The sequence below is a fragment of the Mesorhizobium sp. M0306 genome, assembly GCF_040321655.1.
GTDB lineage: Bacteria > Pseudomonadota > Alphaproteobacteria > Rhizobiales > Rhizobiaceae > Mesorhizobium.
Window position 1 is genome coordinate 118,601 of record NZ_JAMYRY010000005.1, and the last position, 19,083, is coordinate 137,683.

A 19,083-nucleotide genomic window follows, 5' to 3' on the forward strand; every position below is an offset into this window, starting at 1 on the left:
TCCGTGTTGTGTTCAGTTCGGGAGAGACAGTTCGGTTTCCATGAAGCGGTCGATTTCTGCCGACCAGTCAGCCAGCCATGCCTGCTTGATGTCGTCGTCGAGCCATGCGGCGGACAGGCCAGCCAGCGCGATCTGCTTCAGTGCCGGCGGCCCGAGCGCAAAATTTTCGACGATCAGCGCGTATTCGCGGTCGAGCGTCGTGCCGAACATGGGCGGATCGTCGGAGTGGATCGTCACGGTAAGCCCGGCCTCGATCATGCTGCGGATCGCATGGTCGGGCGCGGAGAGGTCGCGCCAGACAGTGGTGGCCAGCGTCGTGCTCGGACAGCAGGTGAAGACGATGCCCATCTCCCTGCACTGCTCCATCAGTGTCGGGTCGTCGACCACGTGGTCGCGGTGGTCGACCCGTCTCAGGCCGAGGATGTCGATGGTATCGCGCACGTAGCCCGCCGGGCCGTCCTCGCCCGCATGGTTGGTGACATTGAGCCCGGCCGCCCGCGCCCGCTCGACTATGCGCGCGAACATCGGCGGTGGGTTCGGGCGTTCGTCGTAATCGAAGCCGATGCCGATCACCTCAGCCGGGCGCTCGGCCAGAACCATGTCCAGGAAGCGCTCGCCACCTGCCGCGCCGAGCGGCTTCGCATGCGCCGGTATCAGCTTCGCTACGAGGCCATAGCGCTCCTTCGCACGGTGAAAGCCGTCGAGGATGCCTTCGAGCATTGTCGAATAGGCCACGCCATGAGCCAGATGCGCATGCGGGCTGAAGAACAGTTCGACGTAGCGCGCACCCGCCTTCGCGCAGCGCTCCAGTGCCTCGAAGGTGATGCGAGAGAAATCGTCCGCAGTCCTGATCGAGGCGCAAACCAGATCGTAAATCTTCAGGAAATCCAGCAGGTTGCCGTAGCTGTAGAGCTCCGATGTCGGTCTGCCGTCCGGCAGCGACACCGCGTTCAGCGCCGCCAGCTCGGCGAATGTCTCTGTGGAGACGGCACCCTCGAGGTGCAAGTGCAACTCGACCTTGGGTATAAGCTGAATAAAACTTGACAACGACATCGACGCTCACCCGCCCGGACCGGCAATCCCAAGCCGTACCTGGTTTTCTTGGGCGACGGACGGCTGTCAAGTTGTTCGATAATCGCGGCTTTTTCCAACTGTCCGATCACCTGATACGCAACAGATGTCAGGGAAACGGGGCTTGCACAAGCCAAAAAATGATGCCTAACTAGACACAATCGAAAACTGCTTAAAAAATGTGCAGGCCGGGAGAAATATAGGCATGAAGCACCTACTGGAAGCGCAGAACCTTGCGCCTCCGCCTCAAACAACGCGCCTGCGCTTCGTCGGCCAACTGGTGTCGTCGAGCTTTAGCGAGTTCGCCGACAGGCGTGCCGCTCGGCTCAATCTCGATCTGCTGGTGCACGAAGCCGCGGACGATTTTTTTGTCGTCCAGGTTTCGGGCCAGCCCGATCTCATCGATGCCTTCGAGATGGCATGTAGCCTGGGACCAATCGACTGTCTGGTGATGGACTGCGAACGGGCCGAAATTCGGGGATATTCCAGAGAGGAAGACGCAGAATGACGATACAGGCTGGATGGCACCCAGTGGCGCTGTCGGGGTCGATCGAACCGGGCAGTTCGGCCGGGACCCGCCTTTGTGGAAACGAACTGGTGGTGTGGCGCGACAACAGCGGCGAAGCGCATGTGTGGGAGGATCGCTGCCCGCATCGCGGTATGAAGCTGAGCTTCGGTTTTGTCCGCGGCGATCATATCGCCTGTCTTTATCACGGCTGGCAGTACGATGCGGCCGGCCAGTGCCGATTCATTCCGGCCCACCCCGATCTCAGGGTGCCGGCGTCCATTACCGTGTCTGCCTATAGCTCGGCCGAGGCGGCTGGCATGATCTGGACGGCGCTGGACCCGGCAGCAGCATTGCCCGAACTGCCTGCCTTGCCAGAGGAGGTGGTGCCGGTCCGCAGCCTGTATCTCGACAGTCCCGCCGGGATGGTGATCGATGTCGTGAAGGCCATGCCGCCTACGCCCTTCTCCGGCGGATCCGGGGTGGCTGATCTGAAGGCGCTGAGCGGGATGCTGTTCAGCCTGACGGTCGGCGAAGACACGCTGCTTCTTGGCCTGCAGGAACTAACCGGCAAACGATCGGCCCTGCACGTCGTGATTGACGGACCGGCAGCCAAGTATGCCGGCAAGGGGCAGGAGCATTTCTTCGCTTGGACGAGCGAGCTGCGTCATCATCTCGAGACCGGGCGTACCGGCGCGACCTCGACGACGCGGGCCGCATGATGGCGAGGATCACGCTCTACAACTACGAGCTGGACGAAAACTGCTACAAGGTGCGGCTGGCGCTTTCCATGCTCGGCCTGGAATGGCAGACCGTTGCAGTCGATGCATTTCCGGGGGCGGAGCAGAAGACGCCGCCATTCCTGGCCATGAACCCGACGGGCAGCCTGCCCATTCTCCGCGACGACGAGGTAACGATGTTCGGCGCCGAGTCCATCATCGCCCATCTGGCGCGCAGCCACGATTCAACGGGTGCATGGCTGCCGGCGGATGGTGCGGATTTCGCCAAGGTGATGCAGTGGCTTTTCTTTGCGGCCGGCGGTCTCGGCGTTGCCGGCGCCGCGCGCCGCCATGCCATGTTCGGTGCCGCCGGCGACGAGGCTGCGCTGCGTGCCGGTGCCGCGCACGCGCTCCGCGCCATGGACGACCATATGACCGCGCGGGGTTTCGAGAAGAAAGAATGGTTCGCTGCGGGCCGCCCGACTATCGCCGACATCGCACTTTTTCCGGCTTTTGCGCTGAGCCGCGATTTCGGCGTCGACCATGACGAGTATCCGGCGCTGCGCCGCTGGGCGCGTCGCTTCCGCGCGCTTCCCGGCTTCATGACCATGCCGGGCATCCCCGACTACCATTGACGCCCAACATTCAAGGAGAACGAGGCTGGCAGCAAAATGACCTTTCTCACGCGCTTTTCCGTCCAGCCGCTCTCGTCCATGACCCGGCGACTGGCTGGCGTCGCTTCCGGGCGAGCCGATCCCGATCTGGTCATTGCCGGCGCACGCGTGTTGTCGACCTATTCGGAGCGCGTGCTTCCAGGCCGCGAGATCTGGTTGTCGGGAGGGCGGATCGCCGCTGTGAAGCCGGCCGGCACCTATAAGGGCGGCAGCGCGAGGATATATGACGCCAGGGGCGGCATCGTCGCGCCTGGCCTGGTCGATCCGCACATCCACATCGAATCCTCGATGGTGACGGCCTGCGCCTATGCCGAGGCGGCGCTGCTCAACGGCACCACGACCCTCTTCTGCGACAGCCACGAGATCGGCAACGTCATGGACGTTGCTGGCATCGAGGCGATGCTGGAGGACGCGCGCCTGGCGCCGTTGTCCATCTTCCTGACGGTTCCGAGCACCGTCCCGGCAACTTCGCCGTTGCTGGAAACGGCCGGTGGCGACCTGACAGCCGAGAAGATCGGCGCATTATTCGACAAATGGCCGGAAGCCGTGGCGCTCGGCGAGAAGATGGATTTCGTGCCAGTGGCTATGGGCGATGAACGCAGCCATGCCATCCTCGCTGCGGCGCTGAAACGCGGCCGCCCGGTGTCGGGCCACGTCTATGGACGCGAATTCGTGTCGGCCTATGCGGCGTCCGGCGTCACCGATACCCATGAGGCGATCGACCGCGAGATCGCCGACGACATGCTCGAAGCCGGCATCTGGCTGTTCCTACGCGGCGGTCCGCCGACGACGCCGTGGCACAGCCTGCCCGCAGCGATCAAGACGATCACGGAACTCGGAGCCTCGCACAAGCGCATCGCGGTCTGCACCGACGACCGCGATGCTGACGACCTGATGCTCTTCGGCCTGGACTGGGTGACGCGCGAGGCGATGAAGGCCGGCATGACGCCGGAGCAGGCCTGGTCGATGGGCTCGCTGCATGGCGCGACGCGCTTTGGCATGGAAGGCGAAATCGGAGGCCTCGGTGGTGGCCGCCGTGCCGACCTGGTGCTGCTCGACGACGGCTTCGATCCCGTCAGCACGTGGTATGGCGGCGAACTCGTCGTCGATGATGGCAAGATCACGCCGCTGCTCGACCAGGCCCTCTCGACTCGCTACCGCTATCCGGACGCGGCCTACTACACAGTGAAGCTGCCGAAGCAGATCAAGCTGACGCCGGACCTGCCAACCGGCAAGGTGGTGGCGCATACCATCCGCACCGAACTGCCGGGGATCACGCTCGGCCACCAGAAGATCACGCTCGATCCGGCCAACGACTGGCAGAACCATTTCGACCGCCACGGCCTGTGCTTCGTCACTGTGGTCGAGCGCCATGGCAAGTCGGACGGCAACGTCGCCTACGGGCTGCTCAGCAATTTCACGCTGAAACGCGGCGCCGTCGCATCGTCCGTCGGCCACGACAGCCACAACATCATCATCGCAGGCGTCAACGAGGCCGACATGCAGGTGGCGCTGCGGGCGATCGAGGAAACGCAAGGCGGCGTCTGTGTCGTCGTCGACGGTAAAGTGACTGCCATGGTTGAACTGCCGATCGCCGGCCTTTTGTCCGACAAGCGCGTCACCGAGGTCGCGGAGGAGGTGAAGATCCTCAAACGGGAATGGGAGGCGGCCGGCTGCTGCATTCCCTATATGGGCTTCAACCTCATCCCGCTCTCGGTCATCCCCGAAATCCGCATCACCGACAAAGGTCTCGTGCTGGTGCCGGAAATGGAGATCGTCCCCGCCTTCGAGGCCGCCTGAGTGGATCCCTTCCGACTTGGGCTGGTCTCACCGCGCATCCATTATTTCCAAATGGTCGCGCGGCTGGGCTCGGTTCGCCAGACCGCGCAGGCGCTCAACGTGGCGCCATCCTCCATCAGCCGCGTCATCAAGGGCCTGGAGGACGAACTGGGCACGCCGCTCTTCGAGCGTGTGCGCCAGCGACTGAAACTGACCAGCGCAGGCGAGCTTCTCCTCTACCACGCGCGTCAGAGCATCACCGAGTTGGCGCGCGCCTCGTCCGAGATCAACGATCTCAGTGGCCTCAACCGCGGCTCGTTGTCCGTGGCGATCGTGGAGAGCGCGGCGCGCGGGCTGGTGCCGAACGCGCTGAAGGAATTCTGGAAGCGCCACCCGCAGATATCGGTCGATGTGCATGTCGCCGGGTCGCAGCGCGCCTGCGATGCGGTTGCCGACGGCGAATGCGATCTGGCGCTTGCTTTCGACGTGCGCGTGCCGCGCAACGTGCGCAAGATCGCGAGCACGCCTCTGCCGCTGGGCGTCGTCGCTCATCCGGACAGCCGCCTTGCCGGCCGCAAGGAAGTGAAGCTGTTCGATCTTGCCGGCGAACAGGTCATCGTCTCGGACAACAGCCTTGCTTTGGGCATTTCGATCGACGATGCGATCGGGCGCTCCATGATCGACCTCACGCGACGGTCACGGACCAACTCGATCGGACTGATGACCGAAATGGTGCGCCTCAACCTCGGCGTGGTGCTTCGCACCAAGCTCGGCATCGAACCGGAAGTGGCTGACGGATCGCTCGTTTTCGTGCCGTTGCGCGATTCGCGCATGAACCCGCACCGGCTGATGCTGCTCGCCCGACTGGAACGCGAAATGTCGGATGCGGCCTCCGCATTCGCGGCGCTGCTGGCCCGCATGGTCAAGGCGCTGCATGATTAGTTGTTGCATTTTGCGCATCGATAAAGAGAGAAATTTGTCTCTATCTCGAACAACTGAGCTTTGCGAGACTTCCCGGCCGAAGGGGATGTCATGAAGCAGAGTGCGGTCGACGCGGTCATTCGAGGGCTGAAACGGGCAGGGGTGAGCATCGTCTGCTATCTGCCCGATTCGCTGTTCAAGGAACTCTACCCGGCCCTTGATGCCGATCCGGATATCCGCACGATCCACGTCACCAACGAGGGCGAGGGCGCAGCGATCTGCGGTGGGGTCTTCCTGTCGGGCAAGCGCGCGGCGCTGGTCATGGAAAACTCCGGCTTGCGCGCCTCGGTCGAGCCGCTGGCCCGCATGGGCCTCGGAGCCGGTATCCCGGTCGTGATGCTGATGAGCTACCGCGGCGAGCTTGGCGAGAACAACTGGTGGGCAATCCCGCATGGCATCACCATGGAGCCGGTGCTGAACGCGCTGCGCGTGCCGTACCGGATCGTCACCGAGGAGGCGAGGATCGAGCGCGCCATCGTCGACGCCTATTCCTGGTCCTATGCGTCCTACTACCATTCGGCCGTGGCGCTTGGCGGCGAGGTGGTGCGATGAAACGCTTTGACTGCATGAAGGCGCTTGCCGCGCGGCTGAAGGATGAGCTGGTGATCCTTTCGCTCGGCGGCAGCGTCGATGAGTGGTACAACGCCGCGCCGCATATGCGCGAGGCGAGCCTGTTCCAGCAGCAACTCGGCTGCGTCACGCCGCAGGCCTTCGGGCTCGCCGCCGGGTTGCCGCACCGCCGCGTCGTTTCGCTCGATACGGATGGCGGCCTGCTCTTCAATCTGGGCATCCTGGCCACGCTCGGAAACGAACAACCGAAGAACCTCTTCATCGTGGTCTGGGACAATGAGTGCTACCAGTCGATCGGCGGCCCGCCGACGCATACGGCGCTGGGCCGCGTCGACCTTGCCGCGATCGCGCGCGGCGCCGGCGTCGAGAACGCCCATACAGTGCGCACGGTGGACGAGTTCGACGCGCATTGCGCATGGGGGCTCGCGATGGAGGCACCCTATATAGTGGTCGCCAAGGTCTCGGGAACGGTCCAGCCGGACATCAAGCGCAAACACAGCGACGGCCGCGAGGACAAGTATATCTTCGTCCGCCACGTCGAGGCGAGCGAAGGCATCGTCATCATGGGCCCGAGCGAGCACAACTGACGAGATCATGGGCATCCTCGGACCTGTCGTCCCCCGACGCGCGCTGAAACCCAGCTACGACTACGTGGTGGTTGGCTCGGGTTCCGGTGGCTGTGCGGTGACGCGGCGGCTGGTCGATGCCGGCGCCGACGTGCTCCTGATCGAAGCCGGCCCGACGGGTCTTGGGATCGAAGAGATCGAGGACCCCGGCAAATGGGTGCCGCTTGGCCGCGGCACCTATGACTGGGGCTATGACTATGCTCCGACACCGCGCGTGAACGGCCGTACCATCGGCATCCCGCGTGGTCGCCTGCTGGGCGGCTCAAGCGCTATCAACGCGATGATGTGGTATCGCGGCCATCCGCATGATTACGATGCCTGGGAGGCTGGCGGCGCCAAGGGCTGGAGCTTCGCCGACGTGCTGCCCTATTTCCGGCGTTGCGAGGACTGGCGCGACGGTGCAAGCGAGTTTCGCGGAGCGGGCGGTCCGCTCCGTATCGAGCGGCCGGCGGCACTGTGCCCGGTCGCGCAGGCGCTGATCGATGGCGCGGCCGAGATCGGCATCCCCGTAATCGACGATCCCAACGGCTCCAGCAACGAGGGGACGGCGGCCGCGAATTTCAACATCTTCGACGGCAAGCGCTGGAGTTCGGCGACGGGCTATCTCGTGCCGATCCTGGATCACCCGATGCTGACGGTGCTGACCAGATCCGCGGCCATCGGCCTGACGGTCGAAGGCAGCCGATGCGTCGCGGTCAAGCACCTCGTCGGCGGCGAAATCGGCGAAACACGCGCGCAAGAGAGCATCGTGCTCGCGGCCGGGGCCATCGACACGCCACGCCTGCTGATGCTGTCGGGCATCGGCGATCCGGTCGAACTGAAGCGCCTTGGCATTGCGGTCGTTTGCGCCCTGCCGGGTGTCGGCCGGAACCTTCAGGACCATCCGCTGGCGCAGGCGTGCGTCTTCCGCGCGAAACGGCCGATCGGACCCGTGGTGGGCAATGGCGGTGGCTCGATGGTCAACTGGAAGTCGCGTCCGGACCTGCCGCAGCCCGACCTGCACGCCTTTCCGGTCCAGGGCAACAGCGCCGAACCTGCGATCCGCGCGCGCTACGATGTATCCGGCGATGTCTTTTCCTTCGGTGCGGGTCTGATGCGCTCGAAGAGCGTCGGGCAGCTGAAGCTGCTCGACGGCAAGCCCGGCGGGCCGCTCGAAATCCAGCCGAACTTTCTGGCGGAACCGGAAGACCTCGACGCCATGGTCACCGCAGTCGAGATGGTGATGGAGATGGCGGCTGCAAAAGCGAACGCCGGTCTCTTCGCCAGCTTTGCCGCACCCGACCGCCGACTGACCCGCACCGAGACCATCGACTTCATCCGCGATGCGTGCTCGACTTTCTTCCACGTCTGCGGAACCGCCAAGATGGGCGAGGACGCGATGGCCGTCGTAGACAGCCGTCTCGCCGTGCACGGGCTGGACGGCCTGCATGTCGCCGATGCCTCGGTGATCCCGACGATCCCGACCTGCAACACCCACGCGCCCGCCACGATGATCGGCGAGCGCGCCGCCGATTTCCTGCTCGCGGCGGCAGCTTGAGGATGTCATGACCGACGGAACGCACACGGAGTACCCGCGATGACGCGAAGCCTCATCCTTGCTGCCGACACGCTGCTCACCATGGATGAAGATAACCACGTGTTGCCTGCCGGCGCCGTGCTGGTCGAAGATGGTCGTATCGCCGCGGTCAGCGCACTCGCAGCATTGCGCGCTGCGTATCCGGCCGTGGCCGTGAAGAAGCTCGACAATGCGGTGCTTTTGCCCGGGCTGGTCAATGCGCATGCGCATTCCGGTTTTCTGCGCGGCACGGCGGAGCACCTGCCGGTCTGGGAATGGCTGACGCTCCATATCAATCCGATGCATCGCGTGCTGCAGCCGCACGAGGCCGAGGCGGCATCGTGGCTCTGCTACGCGGAATCCGTGCTCGGCGGCACGACCACCGTCGTCGACATGTGGCGGTTCATGAAAGGCAGCGCCCGGGCGGCCGAGGCGATCGGCAACCGCTTGGTCGCCGTGCCTTACGTCGGCGAGCATCCCGACTACAACTACTTCGACACGCTCGACATGAACGAGGCGATGATCGAGGGCTGGCATCGCAAGGCGGGCGGCCGCATCAATGTGTGGGTCGGGCTGGAGCATCTGTTTTATGCCGACGAAGCCGGCCAGCGTCGGGCGATAGAACTCGCAAGGAAACACGACACCGGCTTCCACACCCATTGCAGCGAGGCCGAGATCGAGATCGCGGAATTTAAGCGGCGCTACGGCAAACGCCCGATGTTCGCGCTGGACGACCTTGGCTTCTTCGAAACGCCGCGCGCCATGATCGCCCACGCCGTCTGGCTCGATCGAGAAGAGATCGAGCTTATTTCCAAGCGCCGCGTTTCGGTGGCCCACAATCCTGTTTCCAACATGAAGCTGGCAAGCGGCATCGCGCTGGTGGCCGAGATGCTGAAGGCCGGCGTGCCTGTCGGGATCGGCACCGACGGCGAGAAGGAGAACAACAATTTCGACATGTTCGAAGAGATGAAGGTGACTTCGCTGCTGGGCAAGCTGAAGGACCTCGACGCCGCCGCCATGGATAGCTGGCAGGTGCTGCGGATGGCCACCATCCTCGGCGCCAGGGCGATCGGGCTCGACCACGAGATCGGCTCGATCGAAGTCGGCAAGCGCGCCGACATCATCGCGGTCCGCACCGATACGCCGCGCATGACGCCGGTCTTCCGCGACGGACCTTATTTCAACTTCCATCACAATCTTGTCCACGCCGTGCGCGGCAGCGACGTGTCGTTGACTATGGTCGATGGCGAAATCCTGGCCGAGGACGGCGCGTTGCGCACCGGCGACCTGCGCGAGATCATCGCCGAAATCCATCGCGTCGCGCCTGGCCTGTTCGCCCGGCGCGCCGCTTTCCTTGCCGAGAATTCCGGCGGCAGCCTGCAATGGACCCAATAGGGCGGGCCTCGGTGATGAAGACGACGGACAGGGCGGCACTGGACGATTGGTACGCGGTGGAGACGGTCGCCGATCTAGATGGCGCGCCGAGCCGCACGCGGCTGCTCGGCCAGGACATCGAACTGGTCCGTGACATCACGGGTGCAATCACGGTTCGGGAGATCCTGGACGACGGCAACCGCGGCCCCGCGCTGCCCGTCCGGCAGCGCTACGGCTGCGTCTGGACGACGCTGGGCCAGCCCGGAAAGGAAATCTTCGAGATCGCCGAGGCATCGGAACCCGACCGCCGCTACGTGCCCTGCGGCTGGGTGACGATGCGGGCTTCGGGTTTGCGTGTCGTAGAGAATTTCCTCGACATGGCGCATTTCCCCTTCGTGCATACCGACATTCTCGGTTCGGAGCCGCACACGGAAGTGCCTGCCTATCTGAGCGAGATACGTCGCGAGGTGGACGAGGTCTGGGCGACCAACTGCACGTTCTTCCAGCCGCGCATTGCCGCAACGGAAAGCTCCGGCGCGTTTGTGCATCTGACCTATCGTGTGCCGAGCCCATTCGTTGTGATGCTATACCGTGTATGCCCCGGAGCGCCCGGTCGGCTCGATGCGATCGCGCTGTTCATCCAGCCCATCGAGGAAGATCTCTGCCGCGCCCAGCCGGTCATGTACCTTGTCGATTCCGCTTCGACGCAGACGGCGTTGCTCAACTTCGAACAGGTCATCTTCCTGCAAGACCGGATCATCGTGGAGAACCAGCGGCCGCTGCGCCTTCCGCTCGAGCCGCGGATGGAAATCCCGACACGCGCCGACGGTTCCTCCATCGCCTACCGCCGCTGGTTGAAGGAAAAAGGCATTCGTTTCGGCACGACCGCGGTAGCCACATGACCGGACCGGATCTCCAGGTACTTCGCCCGGCCTCCGTTGCCGAGGCGCTGTCGTTGGCAGGCGAGGGCGCATCGCAACTGGTCGCCGGAGGCACGGCGCTGCAGCTCGGCTGGGCGAAAGGCCTGCCAAAGCCGGGGTGCCTCATCGACATCGGCCGTATCGCCGGCCTGAAGGGCATCCAACCGGCCGCCGATGGGTTTCGCATCGGCGCACTGACGACCCTGGGTGCCTTGGAGCGTGACCGGGCAATAGGCGAGAATTTGCCTCTGCTCGCAGCCGCCGTCCGCGCCACGGCGGGACCTGCCGTCCGCAATCTCGGAACGCTGGGCGGCAACGTCGCCGGGCGCATGGGTTGCCTTCTGCCGGCCCTGCTCGCGACCGACGCGAAGCTGGAGATCGTCTCACCGGCCGGGCACGCCGTCGTGTCGCTCGCGCAATGGCTGGCCGCCGCGCCGTCCGCGGGCCTCATCAAGGCGGTGATTGTTCGACCGCAACCAACTGCCGCTCGCTGGACCCATCGCAAAGTCGGCCTGCGCGCCGCATTCACCCCAAGCGTGGCCGGTGTCGCCGGGCTGGTCGAGACAGCGCATGATCGCATCATCGTCGCGCGGCTCGCGGCCAGCGGCGGCGGGCAAGCGGCCCGTCTCGACCGCGCTGAAGCGCTGCTTGTCGGCCGGCACCTGCGGGAGATCGATTGGGCCGAGCTGCACGCCGCAATTCTGGAAGAGACGCCGGCGATCGATGATGCATGGCGGTCCGACCGCTATCGGCGCAGTGTCGTGGCGAATGCGCTGGTCTTCGGGCTCGGCGGAAAGTTGTCCCAAGGAGCACATTCGCCGCGCCGGCGGACCGTACCGTCCGGAAACCCACCTGCCGAAATTCTCGTGTCCCGATCGGAGATCGGTGCAAGCTGGCACCAGCGGCCGGACGGTGCGCCGAAAATCGCAGGCAGGCTCGAATACCTGACCGACCATCGCGAGCCCGGCATGCTGGTCGGGCGCATTCGGCGTGCCGGCGTCCCCCATGCAAAGATCGTTTCCATCGATACGAGCGCGGCCGAGGCGCTGCCCGGCGTCGCGGCGGTTGTAACGCACCGCGACATCGCCGGCAGCAATGCCTTCGGCATTGTCGTGCAGGATCAGCCTGCACTGTGCTTCGACAAGGTGCGCTATATCGGCGACGCTGTTGCTGCCGTCGCCGCTGTTGACACGAAGACGGCCGAACGCGCGCTTGCTCTCATCAGGGTCGAATACGAGCCGCTGCCAATTGTGAGCGATCCCCAACAGGCACTCGCCGCTGGAGCGGAGCCGGTCCATGTCTCAGGCAATCTGCAGTGCAGCTTCGAGTTCACGCGTGGCGATGCCGCCACGGCTTTTGCCAAGGCGGCTCATATCGTCGAGGCTGTCTACGAAACGCCGAGCCAGATGCACGGCTTTATGGAGACGGAGGGCGGCTACGCTTTCGTCGGTACGGATGGTACCCTGAACGTCTTTGCCGGTGGGCAGCATGGCCGCCGCGACAGCATGCAGCTCTCGCGCATCCTCGGCATGCCGCAAGAGCAGATACGGGTGGTCACCAGCCCGACTGGCGGCGCTTTCGGCGGCAAGGACGAGCTGACCGTGCAGCCGGCCCTGGCCCTGCTGGCGCTGAAGACCGGACGCGCCGTGCGGCTGCATCTCGACCGGGCGGAATCTGTCATCGCGGGTACCAAGCGCAATGCGTTGTGTATCCATATGCGCACCGCCTGCGACGCCGAGGGTCGTCTGCTCGCCCAGCAGGTGGATGTGATCGCGGATGCCGGCGCCTATGCGTCGCTCGGCCCGGGCGTGCTTGAGACGGCGCTCGAACACGCCTGCGGGCCATATGTCGTTCCCAACGTCCTCAGCTCGGGCAGGCTCGCCTACACCAATAACGGCGTCTGCGGCGCGTTTCGTGGCTTCGGTGCCAACCAGATGGCCTTCGCGGTAGAGTGCCAGCTGGACCGTCTGGCCGAAGCCGCCGGCATCGACATTATCGAGATACGGCGCCGCAATTTGCGCGAGCCTAGCACGCGAGGCCATCTCGGCCAGCAGGTCGCGCCGTCCGAACGTCTGGCCGAGATGCTGCAAGCCGCCGCTGCTGACCCGATCTGGGCCAAGCCGCGCGGCCCGTCGTTCGACGGCTATGAGACGATCGGCGTCGGCATGGCGATGAACTATCAAGGCAACGGACTCGGCACGCTGCCGCCGGACCCGGCCGGAGGCGCGTTGCGCCTGGCTCCGGATGGCGTGATCGAAGCACTCTACGGCCTGGACGAGATGGGACAGGGCCTGCTCACCTCGGTAAAAGCCGCGGTCGCCGGAGCGCTCGGCTGCGGCCGTGACGATGTCCGGCCGGTCACCGGCGATACGGCGGCGACGCCCGAATCCGGTTCCTCTACCGCCTCGCGCGGCACTCACGTAGTCTGGCGCGTCGCGGCAGTCGCCGCACCATCTTTTACGCGCGACCTGCTGGCCGCAGCGGGCCAGGTGCTTTGCCGCGAAGCCGGGAAGCTGGCGCTGGCGCCCGGCGGCATCGTCGAGCGACATTCCAACAGTGGCTCACTGCTCATGAGTTTCGCCGAGCTTGCCGAGGCGTTGCCTCCGGACCGGCTGCCAGTTGCTGCCGTCAGCTTCGAGTTTCCGAAATCGGACTATCTGGAAGGCAATGCACGCCTGATCTTCGCCTTCGGCGCGACACTGGCGCGCGTTGCCGTGAGCCGCATCACCGGGCAGGTACGCGTGCTCGAGCTCCATCAGCACACCGCGGCCGGACCGATGCTCGATGCTGCCGCCTATCTTGGCCAGATCGAAGGCGGCGGCGTCCAGGGGCTGGGCTTCACCCTCACTGAGGACGCGGCGATGCGGGATGGCCGGTATCTTGCCGGCAACCTCGATTTCTACATGCTGCCAGGCATTGCCGACACGCCGGAAAGCCTCGCGACCTTCGCGTTGGAGGATCTGGACGAGGACGACCCGTTCGGTCCGCGCGGAGTTGGTGAGCTTGGCATTGGCGCCGTGACGCCAGCCATCGTCAACGCGATTGCGGACGCCACAGGGGCTTGGCCCGAGCGCATCCCGGTCGATCCTGAATGGGTACTCGACGCCCTGCAGAGGAGTGCAGCGTGAGCGCCGAGATCGAGATTACCTTTAACCTCAACGGCTGCCGCCGGGCGCTGGCCGTGCCTGCCGAGTTACGCCTGATCGACCTGCTGCGCGACCATTTCGGCATGACTGCCGCCAAGGTGGCTTGCGGCATCGGCCGCTGCGGCGCTTGCTTCGTGCTGATGGACGGTCGCGCGATCAATAGTTGTCTGCTCATGTCGTGGCAGCTCGACGGGGCCACCATCATCACCCCGGAAGGTTTCGACGACGTTCCCGAAGCCATTGTCCTGCGCGAGGCTCTGGCGGCCGAAAACGCCTTCCAGTGCGGCTACTGCGCACCCGGCATCACTGTTGCGCTGACCGCCCTGCTGCTGGAGAATCCGGCTCCCGACGAGTCTCAGATCCGCGCTGCACTCGAAGGCAATATCTGCCGCTGTACCGGCTATCATTCCATCATCCGCGGTGCTCTCGCCGCGGTCGAGGCGCTCGCTTGCGGGATACGGACATGACGGTCATCATTCGAAACTGTAAAGCCAGGCATGCAGGCGTCAAGGCGTTCCTGGCCAAACCCAGAATGCGGCACCTGATCGGCGGCGGCTGGCGCGACGCCAGCGATGGCGCAACCTTGCCCGCGACCGATCCTGCGAATGGCGACACGCTCGCGCTGCTGGCGCGAGGCACAGCCGATGACGCCGGGCGCGCCGTTGCTGCGGCGCGTGCTGCTTTCGAAGGCGAGAGCTGGCGCGACATGACACCGTCGGCACGCGGCAACCTGCTATGGCGCATCGCTGACCTGATTGAGCGCCATGCCGATGAGCTTGCAGAACTCGAGACGCTTGACCAGGGAAAGTCGCTGAAGACCTCGCGCTTCGCCGAGATTCCCGCCTCGGCCGAGCAGTTCCGCTATTTTGCCGGTTTTGCCACGAAAATCCTCGGCACGACCATCCCCACCTCCATCAGCTACCAACCGGCGGGCAGCAAGATTTTCGCCTATACGGTGCGCGAGCCGATCGGTGTCGTGGCAGCCATAACGCCATGGAATTCGCCGCTGCTCATGGCCTCGATGAAGCTCGCCCCGGCGCTTGCCGCCGGCTGTACGATCGTGCTCAAGCCGGCTGAGGAAACGTCGCTCACCGCGCTCAGGCTCGGCGAACTGATGATCGAAGCCGGCTTGCCGGACGGCGTCGTCAATATCGTGACCGGTCTCGGTGAAACTGTGGGCGCAGCATTGGCTGCAGATTCCGATGTCGATAAGGTCGCCTTCACCGGCTCGACGGAAGTCGGAAAGATGATCGTCTCCGCAGCGTGCGGCAATCTGAAGAAGCTGACGCTCGAGCTGGGCGGCAAGTCGCCGGCCATCATCATGCCCGATGCGGACATGGGGCTCGCAATCCCCGGAGTGGCCCGGGGGATCTTCGCCAATGCCGGCCAGGTGTGCGTCGCCGGCTCGCGTGTCTATGCGCATCGCTCGATCTACGACCGTCTGGTGGAGGGTCTGGCGGAAGAGGCGCGAAAGCTGCGTCTCGGACACGGGCTTGACCCGGATACCGACCTTGGTCCGCTGGTTAACGGAACCCAGGCTGCGCGCGTCGCCTTCTATGTCGGCGATGGTGCTTCCAGCGGCGCCGAGATCATCGCCGGCGGCCGGCGCTTCGAGAACTTCTTCGAGCCGACCGTGGTTACCGGCGTACGCCCGGACATGCGCATGATGCGCGAGGAAATCTTCGGCCCGGTCGTTGCCGTGACACCGTTCGACGATGTCGCGGAGGCGGTAAGCCATGCGAACGACTCGCCCTACGGCCTCGCCGCAAGCGTCTGGACCCGCGACCTTTCCACTGCGCATCGCCTTGCCGCACGTGTCCGGTCGGGCACCGTCTGGATCAATTGCCATTCCTACTTCTCGCCGGAATTGCCGAAGGGCGGCCACAAGCAATCCGGTTGGGGCTATGAGAACGGCGCACCGGGCCTGGAGAACTATCTCGAGACGAAAACGGTCTGCGCGGTGATTTAGCCACGCCTTTCCCGCGATATTCGTGGATCGGCGGCTGACAGCCCTTCCATCGGCGGACAAGGATTGATCGAAAATTGCTCGGATCCTCCTGAGGACCAGTTCCTTGACGGCGCTGGTCCACATCGATGTTGCGCTTGACTTGTCCATATTATCGGTAATAAGTCATACATATTGCCTCGAAAAAAGACGGCAGGTCTGGGAGGACCAATGAAAATCACGGCCATCAAGGCGCGCGTCTGCAATGCGGAAATGCGCAACTGGGTCTTCGTTCGCGTCGAAACCGACGAGCCCGGCCTGTTTGGCTGGGGTGAGGCAACGCTGGAATGGAAGACCCGAGCCGTCGTTGGGGCGCTTCAGGATCTTGAAGCCCTGCTCATCGGGCAAGATCCGCGCAATGTGGAGCAGTGCTACCAGATACTTACGCGGCACGGCTTTTGGCGTCTCGGCGTTGAGGGAATGTCCGCTGTCAGCGGCATCGAGATCGCGCTCTGGGACATCCTGGGCAAGTCATTGAGCGTCCCCGTCTGGCGCCTTTTGGGCGGCCAGGTTCGCAACTATCTGCGTACCTACACGCATCTCGGCCTCGGGGACATGAAGGCGGTCTATGAGACCGGATCCGCGGATGCGATCGTGGAACGCGGACGCACCGTGACGCAAGCAGGCTACGATGCGGTCAAGGTCGTCTGCATTCCCTACACCCACTACGTATCGCCCGCCAAGGCAGTCGACTCCGTTGCCAATATGGTTGGCTCACTTCGCGAGGCGGTAGGCCCGGATATCGACATCATGGTCGATTTCCACGGACGCCCTGCATCTGTTAACGCGGCGATGGATTACCTCAAAGCAATCGAGCCGGCCCGCATCATGTTCGCGGAAGAGCCCGTTCCACCCGAAGATGTTGCCGGACTGGCGCATATTACGGCGCGATCGGCCGTGCCGATCGCGTCCGGCGAGCGGCTGATCGGGCGCCGCGAATTCACGCACTCGATCGCAGCCCGCGCCTTCAACATTGCCCAGCCTGATATTTGCCACACTGGCGGTCTGCTCGAGACAAAGAAGATCGCGGCCATGGCGGAAACCGCAGGCATCGGCCTTGCGCCGCACAACCCGCTCGGTCCGATCGCCGGTGTGGCTGCTCTTCATTTCGGCATATCGACGCCAAACGTTGTCATTCAGGAGGAGATGTCCGGTGCCGTCGCCTGGTACGACGACGTGGTCACCTGGCCAATTCAGCGTAGACCAGGCCGCTGGGATCTGCCCGAACTGCCGGGCCTTGGCGTCACCGTCAATGAGGACGTGATCGCGCGCCACCCCTTCAAGCAGGAAGTGCTGCATGCCCGCAACGCCGTCATGCCGGACGGCACCGTGGTGGACTGGTGAATGCAATGGCAGGACGGCTGCAAGGAAAGATCGCAATCATCACGGGCGCCGGCCAAGGCATCGGTGCCGCCATTGCACGCGCCTTTGCGATGCAGGAGGCAAAGACCGTCATTGCCGAACTGAATGCGGTAAGCGGAAAAGCGATCGCCGACGAATTGCGTGCCCAGGGCGCGGACGCCCTGTTCATCGAGACGGACGTCACCGGCGCATCCGCGGTCGCGGACATGGTCTCCCGGACGATCACGACCTATGGTGGCGTCGACATTCTGGTCAACAATGCCGGTGCCAACGTCTTCTACGAACCGCTGGCGATGCCGGACGAGGAATGGGACCGCTGTCTCAAGCTCGACCTCCAGGCCGCATGGTTCTGCGCCAAGGCGGTCTTGCCGACGATGCTGGCGAAGGGCTCGGGGTCTATCGTCAACATAGCGAGCTGTCACGCGTTCCAGATCATTCCCCATACATTCCCGTATCCGGTCGCCAAGCATGCACTTTTGGGCCTGACCCGTTCGCTGGCCATCGAATATGCCGCGCGCGGTATCCGGGTGAACGCGATCGCCCCCGGCTATATCGAGACGCCGATCGCGGAAGCCTACTGGAACACATTCCCGAACCCCGCCGAGGAAAAGCGGCGAGCCCACGACCTCCATCCGCCCAAGCGAATTGGCCGGCCGGACGAGGTTGCAATGACGGCGGTTTTCCTCGCTTCGGACGAAGCGCCGTTCATAAATGCCGAGACGATCACCATCGATGGTGGCCGCTCGGTTCTCTACCACGACTAGCAACCACCATTGAGCTCAGGGAGGATCTTCATGAAAACCACAACAAAGGCTTTGGCGACATTTGCGGTACTGGCTGCCGGATTGATGAGTGGCGCAGCAAGCGCGGACGATATCAAGATCGGCTACATCAACAAGATGGGAGACCATCCATGGTTCGTCGCCGAAGTCGGCGGCGCCAAGAAAGCGGCGGAGGCGGCGGGGGCCGCTTTGGTGTCGCAGGACGTCCAGTTCGACGCCAATTTGACGATCACCACCTTCGACACGATGGTCGGCGACGGTGTGAAGGGAATCGCCATCGTCGTCCCCGACAAGGCGCTGGGACCGGTCATCGCGGAGAAAGCAAAGGCCGCAAAAATTCCCTTGGTGGCGGTGGACGACGATATCTACTACCAGGATGGCACCCAGGTCCCCTATGTCGGCATGAATGCCTACAACATCGGTGCGCGGGTGGGCGAAGAGCTTGCCAAGCTCTACAAGGCTGATGGCTGGGCGGGCAAAGAGGTGCGCATCGCCTCGATCGAGGACCGCAAGGCTGATACCTGCATGCAGCGCAACAAGGGCGCGGAAGTGGCGTTCTTGAAGGCGGTGCCCGATTTCAAGCCGGGCAACATTGTTCGCGTCCCCTACGATAACACGATGGTCAACGCCATCGACGTGATGACCACCACACTGACGGCCAATCCTAGCGTCACGAACTGGATATTCTATTCATGCAACGATGATGGTGTGCTGGGTGGTGCGCGAGCATTGGAGAATGCCGGCTATTCCGCAGACCAGGGCATGGGCATTGGCATCGACGGGAGCCGCGCCTGCGACGCCTTCGGATCCGGAAAGCCTTCGGCATTCCGTGGTACGATGTGGCTCAATTCGGCAAATCACGGCGCACTGGCGGTGAAGATCTTGTTGGCCTCCATCAATGATGGAACCAAGCTACCCGTGCAATCCTTCACCGATCCGGAATACATCACTGCCGACAATTTTGCATCGGACTACAAAGCCAAGCTCTGCCACTGAACCAGATATGCGTCATGC

General features: G+C 64.0%; 17 protein-coding genes. 16 read left to right on the forward strand and 1 reads right to left on the reverse strand.

The window, feature by feature from the left end; genetic code table 11:
* Positions 1–12: 12 nt before the first annotated feature.
* Positions 13–1,053 (reverse strand): adenosine deaminase, encoded by a 1,041-nt coding sequence (gene add, locus NKI95_RS10705; RefSeq protein WP_352716551.1) that lies wholly within the window; start codon positions 1,051–1,053, stop codon positions 13–15.
* A 223-nt stretch (positions 1,054–1,276) separates the two neighbouring features.
* On the opposite strand from add, the gene NKI95_RS10710 reads away from it, so the two are divergent.
* The 16 genes from NKI95_RS10710 to NKI95_RS10785 all read left to right on the forward strand — a co-directional run bounded on the left by NKI95_RS10710 (position 1,277) and on the right by NKI95_RS10785 (position 19,065).
* The gene (locus NKI95_RS10710) at positions 1,277–1,579 is read left to right on the forward strand and encodes a hypothetical protein (RefSeq protein ID WP_352716553.1); all 303 of its coding nucleotides are present in this window, start codon (positions 1,277–1,279) and stop codon (positions 1,577–1,579) included.
* Positions 1,576–2,298 carry a Rieske 2Fe-2S domain-containing protein gene (locus NKI95_RS10715; RefSeq protein WP_352716555.1) on the forward strand — a complete coding sequence of 241 codons (723 nt, stop codon included), beginning with the start codon at positions 1,576–1,578 and terminating at the stop codon, positions 2,296–2,298. The genes NKI95_RS10710 and NKI95_RS10715 overlap by 4 nt, the downstream gene beginning before the upstream one ends.
* A complete protein-coding gene (locus NKI95_RS10720; RefSeq protein ID WP_352716557.1) occupies positions 2,295–2,930 on the forward strand; it encodes a glutathione S-transferase family protein in 636 nt (211 codons plus the stop codon). The genes NKI95_RS10715 and NKI95_RS10720 overlap by 4 nt, the downstream gene beginning before the upstream one ends.
* A gap of 36 nt (positions 2,931–2,966) precedes the next feature.
* Positions 2,967–4,769: an adenine deaminase gene (locus tag NKI95_RS10725; RefSeq protein ID WP_352716559.1), complete on the forward strand. Its 1,803-nt coding sequence runs from the start codon at positions 2,967–2,969 to the stop codon at positions 4,767–4,769.
* Positions 4,770–5,690 carry a LysR family transcriptional regulator gene (locus tag NKI95_RS10730; protein WP_352716561.1) on the forward strand — a complete coding sequence of 307 codons (921 nt, stop codon included), beginning with the start codon at positions 4,770–4,772 and terminating at the stop codon, positions 5,688–5,690.
* Positions 5,691–5,780: 90 nt separating this feature from the next.
* The gene (locus tag NKI95_RS10735) at positions 5,781–6,281 is read left to right on the forward strand and encodes a thiamine pyrophosphate-binding protein (RefSeq protein ID WP_352716563.1); all 501 of its coding nucleotides are present in this window, start codon (positions 5,781–5,783) and stop codon (positions 6,279–6,281) included.
* On the forward strand, positions 6,278–6,886 hold the full coding sequence (locus NKI95_RS10740) for a thiamine pyrophosphate-dependent enzyme (protein ID WP_352716564.1): 609 nt from the start codon (positions 6,278–6,280) through the stop codon (positions 6,884–6,886). Before NKI95_RS10735 ends, NKI95_RS10740 begins: the two co-directional genes overlap by 4 nt.
* A 7-nt stretch (positions 6,887–6,893) precedes the next feature.
* The gene (locus NKI95_RS10745) at positions 6,894–8,462 is read left to right on the forward strand and encodes a GMC family oxidoreductase (protein ID WP_352716566.1); all 1,569 of its coding nucleotides are present in this window, start codon (positions 6,894–6,896) and stop codon (positions 8,460–8,462) included.
* A 39-nt stretch (positions 8,463–8,501) separates the two neighbouring features.
* Complete coding sequence (locus tag NKI95_RS10750; protein WP_352716568.1) at positions 8,502–9,875, forward strand: amidohydrolase family protein; 1,374 nt, start codon at positions 8,502–8,504, stop codon at positions 9,873–9,875.
* 14 nt (positions 9,876–9,889) lie between these two features.
* Positions 9,890–10,756: an aromatic ring-hydroxylating dioxygenase subunit alpha gene (locus tag NKI95_RS10755; protein WP_352716762.1), complete on the forward strand. Its 867-nt coding sequence runs from the start codon at positions 9,890–9,892 to the stop codon at positions 10,754–10,756.
* Positions 10,753–13,902 (forward strand): molybdopterin cofactor-binding domain-containing protein, encoded by a 3,150-nt coding sequence (locus NKI95_RS10760; RefSeq protein ID WP_352716570.1) that lies wholly within the window; start codon positions 10,753–10,755, stop codon positions 13,900–13,902. Before NKI95_RS10755 ends, NKI95_RS10760 begins: the two co-directional genes overlap by 4 nt.
* Positions 13,899–14,387, forward strand: a complete 489-nt coding sequence (locus tag NKI95_RS10765; RefSeq protein ID WP_352716572.1) for a (2Fe-2S)-binding protein — start codon at positions 13,899–13,901, stop codon at positions 14,385–14,387. The genes NKI95_RS10760 and NKI95_RS10765 overlap by 4 nt, the downstream gene beginning before the upstream one ends.
* Entirely contained in the window at positions 14,384–15,889 is a 1,506-nt protein-coding gene (locus NKI95_RS10770) for an aldehyde dehydrogenase family protein (protein WP_352716573.1), read from the forward strand. Before NKI95_RS10765 ends, NKI95_RS10770 begins: the two co-directional genes overlap by 4 nt.
* Before the next feature lie 207 nt (positions 15,890–16,096).
* Complete coding sequence (gene dgoD / locus NKI95_RS10775) at positions 16,097–17,269, forward strand: galactonate dehydratase (protein ID WP_352716575.1); 1,173 nt, start codon at positions 16,097–16,099, stop codon at positions 17,267–17,269.
* 5 nt (positions 17,270–17,274) lie between these two features.
* On the forward strand, positions 17,275–18,051 hold the full coding sequence (locus NKI95_RS10780; protein ID WP_352716577.1) for an SDR family oxidoreductase: 777 nt from the start codon (positions 17,275–17,277) through the stop codon (positions 18,049–18,051).
* Between the two features lie 51 nt (positions 18,052–18,102).
* Complete coding sequence (locus NKI95_RS10785) at positions 18,103–19,065, forward strand: substrate-binding domain-containing protein (RefSeq protein ID WP_352716579.1); 963 nt, start codon at positions 18,103–18,105, stop codon at positions 19,063–19,065.
* Positions 19,066–19,083 lie beyond the last annotated feature (18 nt).

Coding starts and splice junctions, on each gene's coding strand:
- NKI95_RS10735 (WP_352716563.1), top strand. CDS start 5,781: ATGAAGCAGAGTGCGGTCGACGCGGTCATTCGAGGGCTGAAACGGGCA.
- NKI95_RS10720 (WP_352716557.1), top strand. CDS start 2,295: ATGATGGCGAGGATCACGCTCTACAACTACGAGCTGGACGAAAACTGC.
- NKI95_RS10770 (WP_352716573.1), top strand. CDS start 14,384: ATGACGGTCATCATTCGAAACTGTAAAGCCAGGCATGCAGGCGTCAAG.
- NKI95_RS10710 (WP_352716553.1), top strand. CDS start 1,277: ATGAAGCACCTACTGGAAGCGCAGAACCTTGCGCCTCCGCCTCAAACA.
- NKI95_RS10755 (WP_352716762.1), top strand. CDS start 9,890: ATGAAGACGACGGACAGGGCGGCACTGGACGATTGGTACGCGGTGGAG.
- NKI95_RS10750 (WP_352716568.1), top strand. CDS start 8,502: ATGACGCGAAGCCTCATCCTTGCTGCCGACACGCTGCTCACCATGGAT.
- add (WP_352716551.1), bottom strand. CDS start 1,053: ATGTCGTTGTCAAGTTTTATTCAGCTTATACCCAAGGTCGAGTTGCAC.
- NKI95_RS10715 (WP_352716555.1), top strand. CDS start 1,576: ATGACGATACAGGCTGGATGGCACCCAGTGGCGCTGTCGGGGTCGATC.
- NKI95_RS10780 (WP_352716577.1), top strand. CDS start 17,275: ATGGCAGGACGGCTGCAAGGAAAGATCGCAATCATCACGGGCGCCGGC.
- dgoD (WP_352716575.1), top strand. CDS start 16,097: ATGAAAATCACGGCCATCAAGGCGCGCGTCTGCAATGCGGAAATGCGC.
- NKI95_RS10725 (WP_352716559.1), top strand. CDS start 2,967: ATGACCTTTCTCACGCGCTTTTCCGTCCAGCCGCTCTCGTCCATGACC.
- NKI95_RS10760 (WP_352716570.1), top strand. CDS start 10,753: ATGACCGGACCGGATCTCCAGGTACTTCGCCCGGCCTCCGTTGCCGAG.
- NKI95_RS10745 (WP_352716566.1), top strand. CDS start 6,894: ATGGGCATCCTCGGACCTGTCGTCCCCCGACGCGCGCTGAAACCCAGC.
- NKI95_RS10740 (WP_352716564.1), top strand. CDS start 6,278: ATGAAACGCTTTGACTGCATGAAGGCGCTTGCCGCGCGGCTGAAGGAT.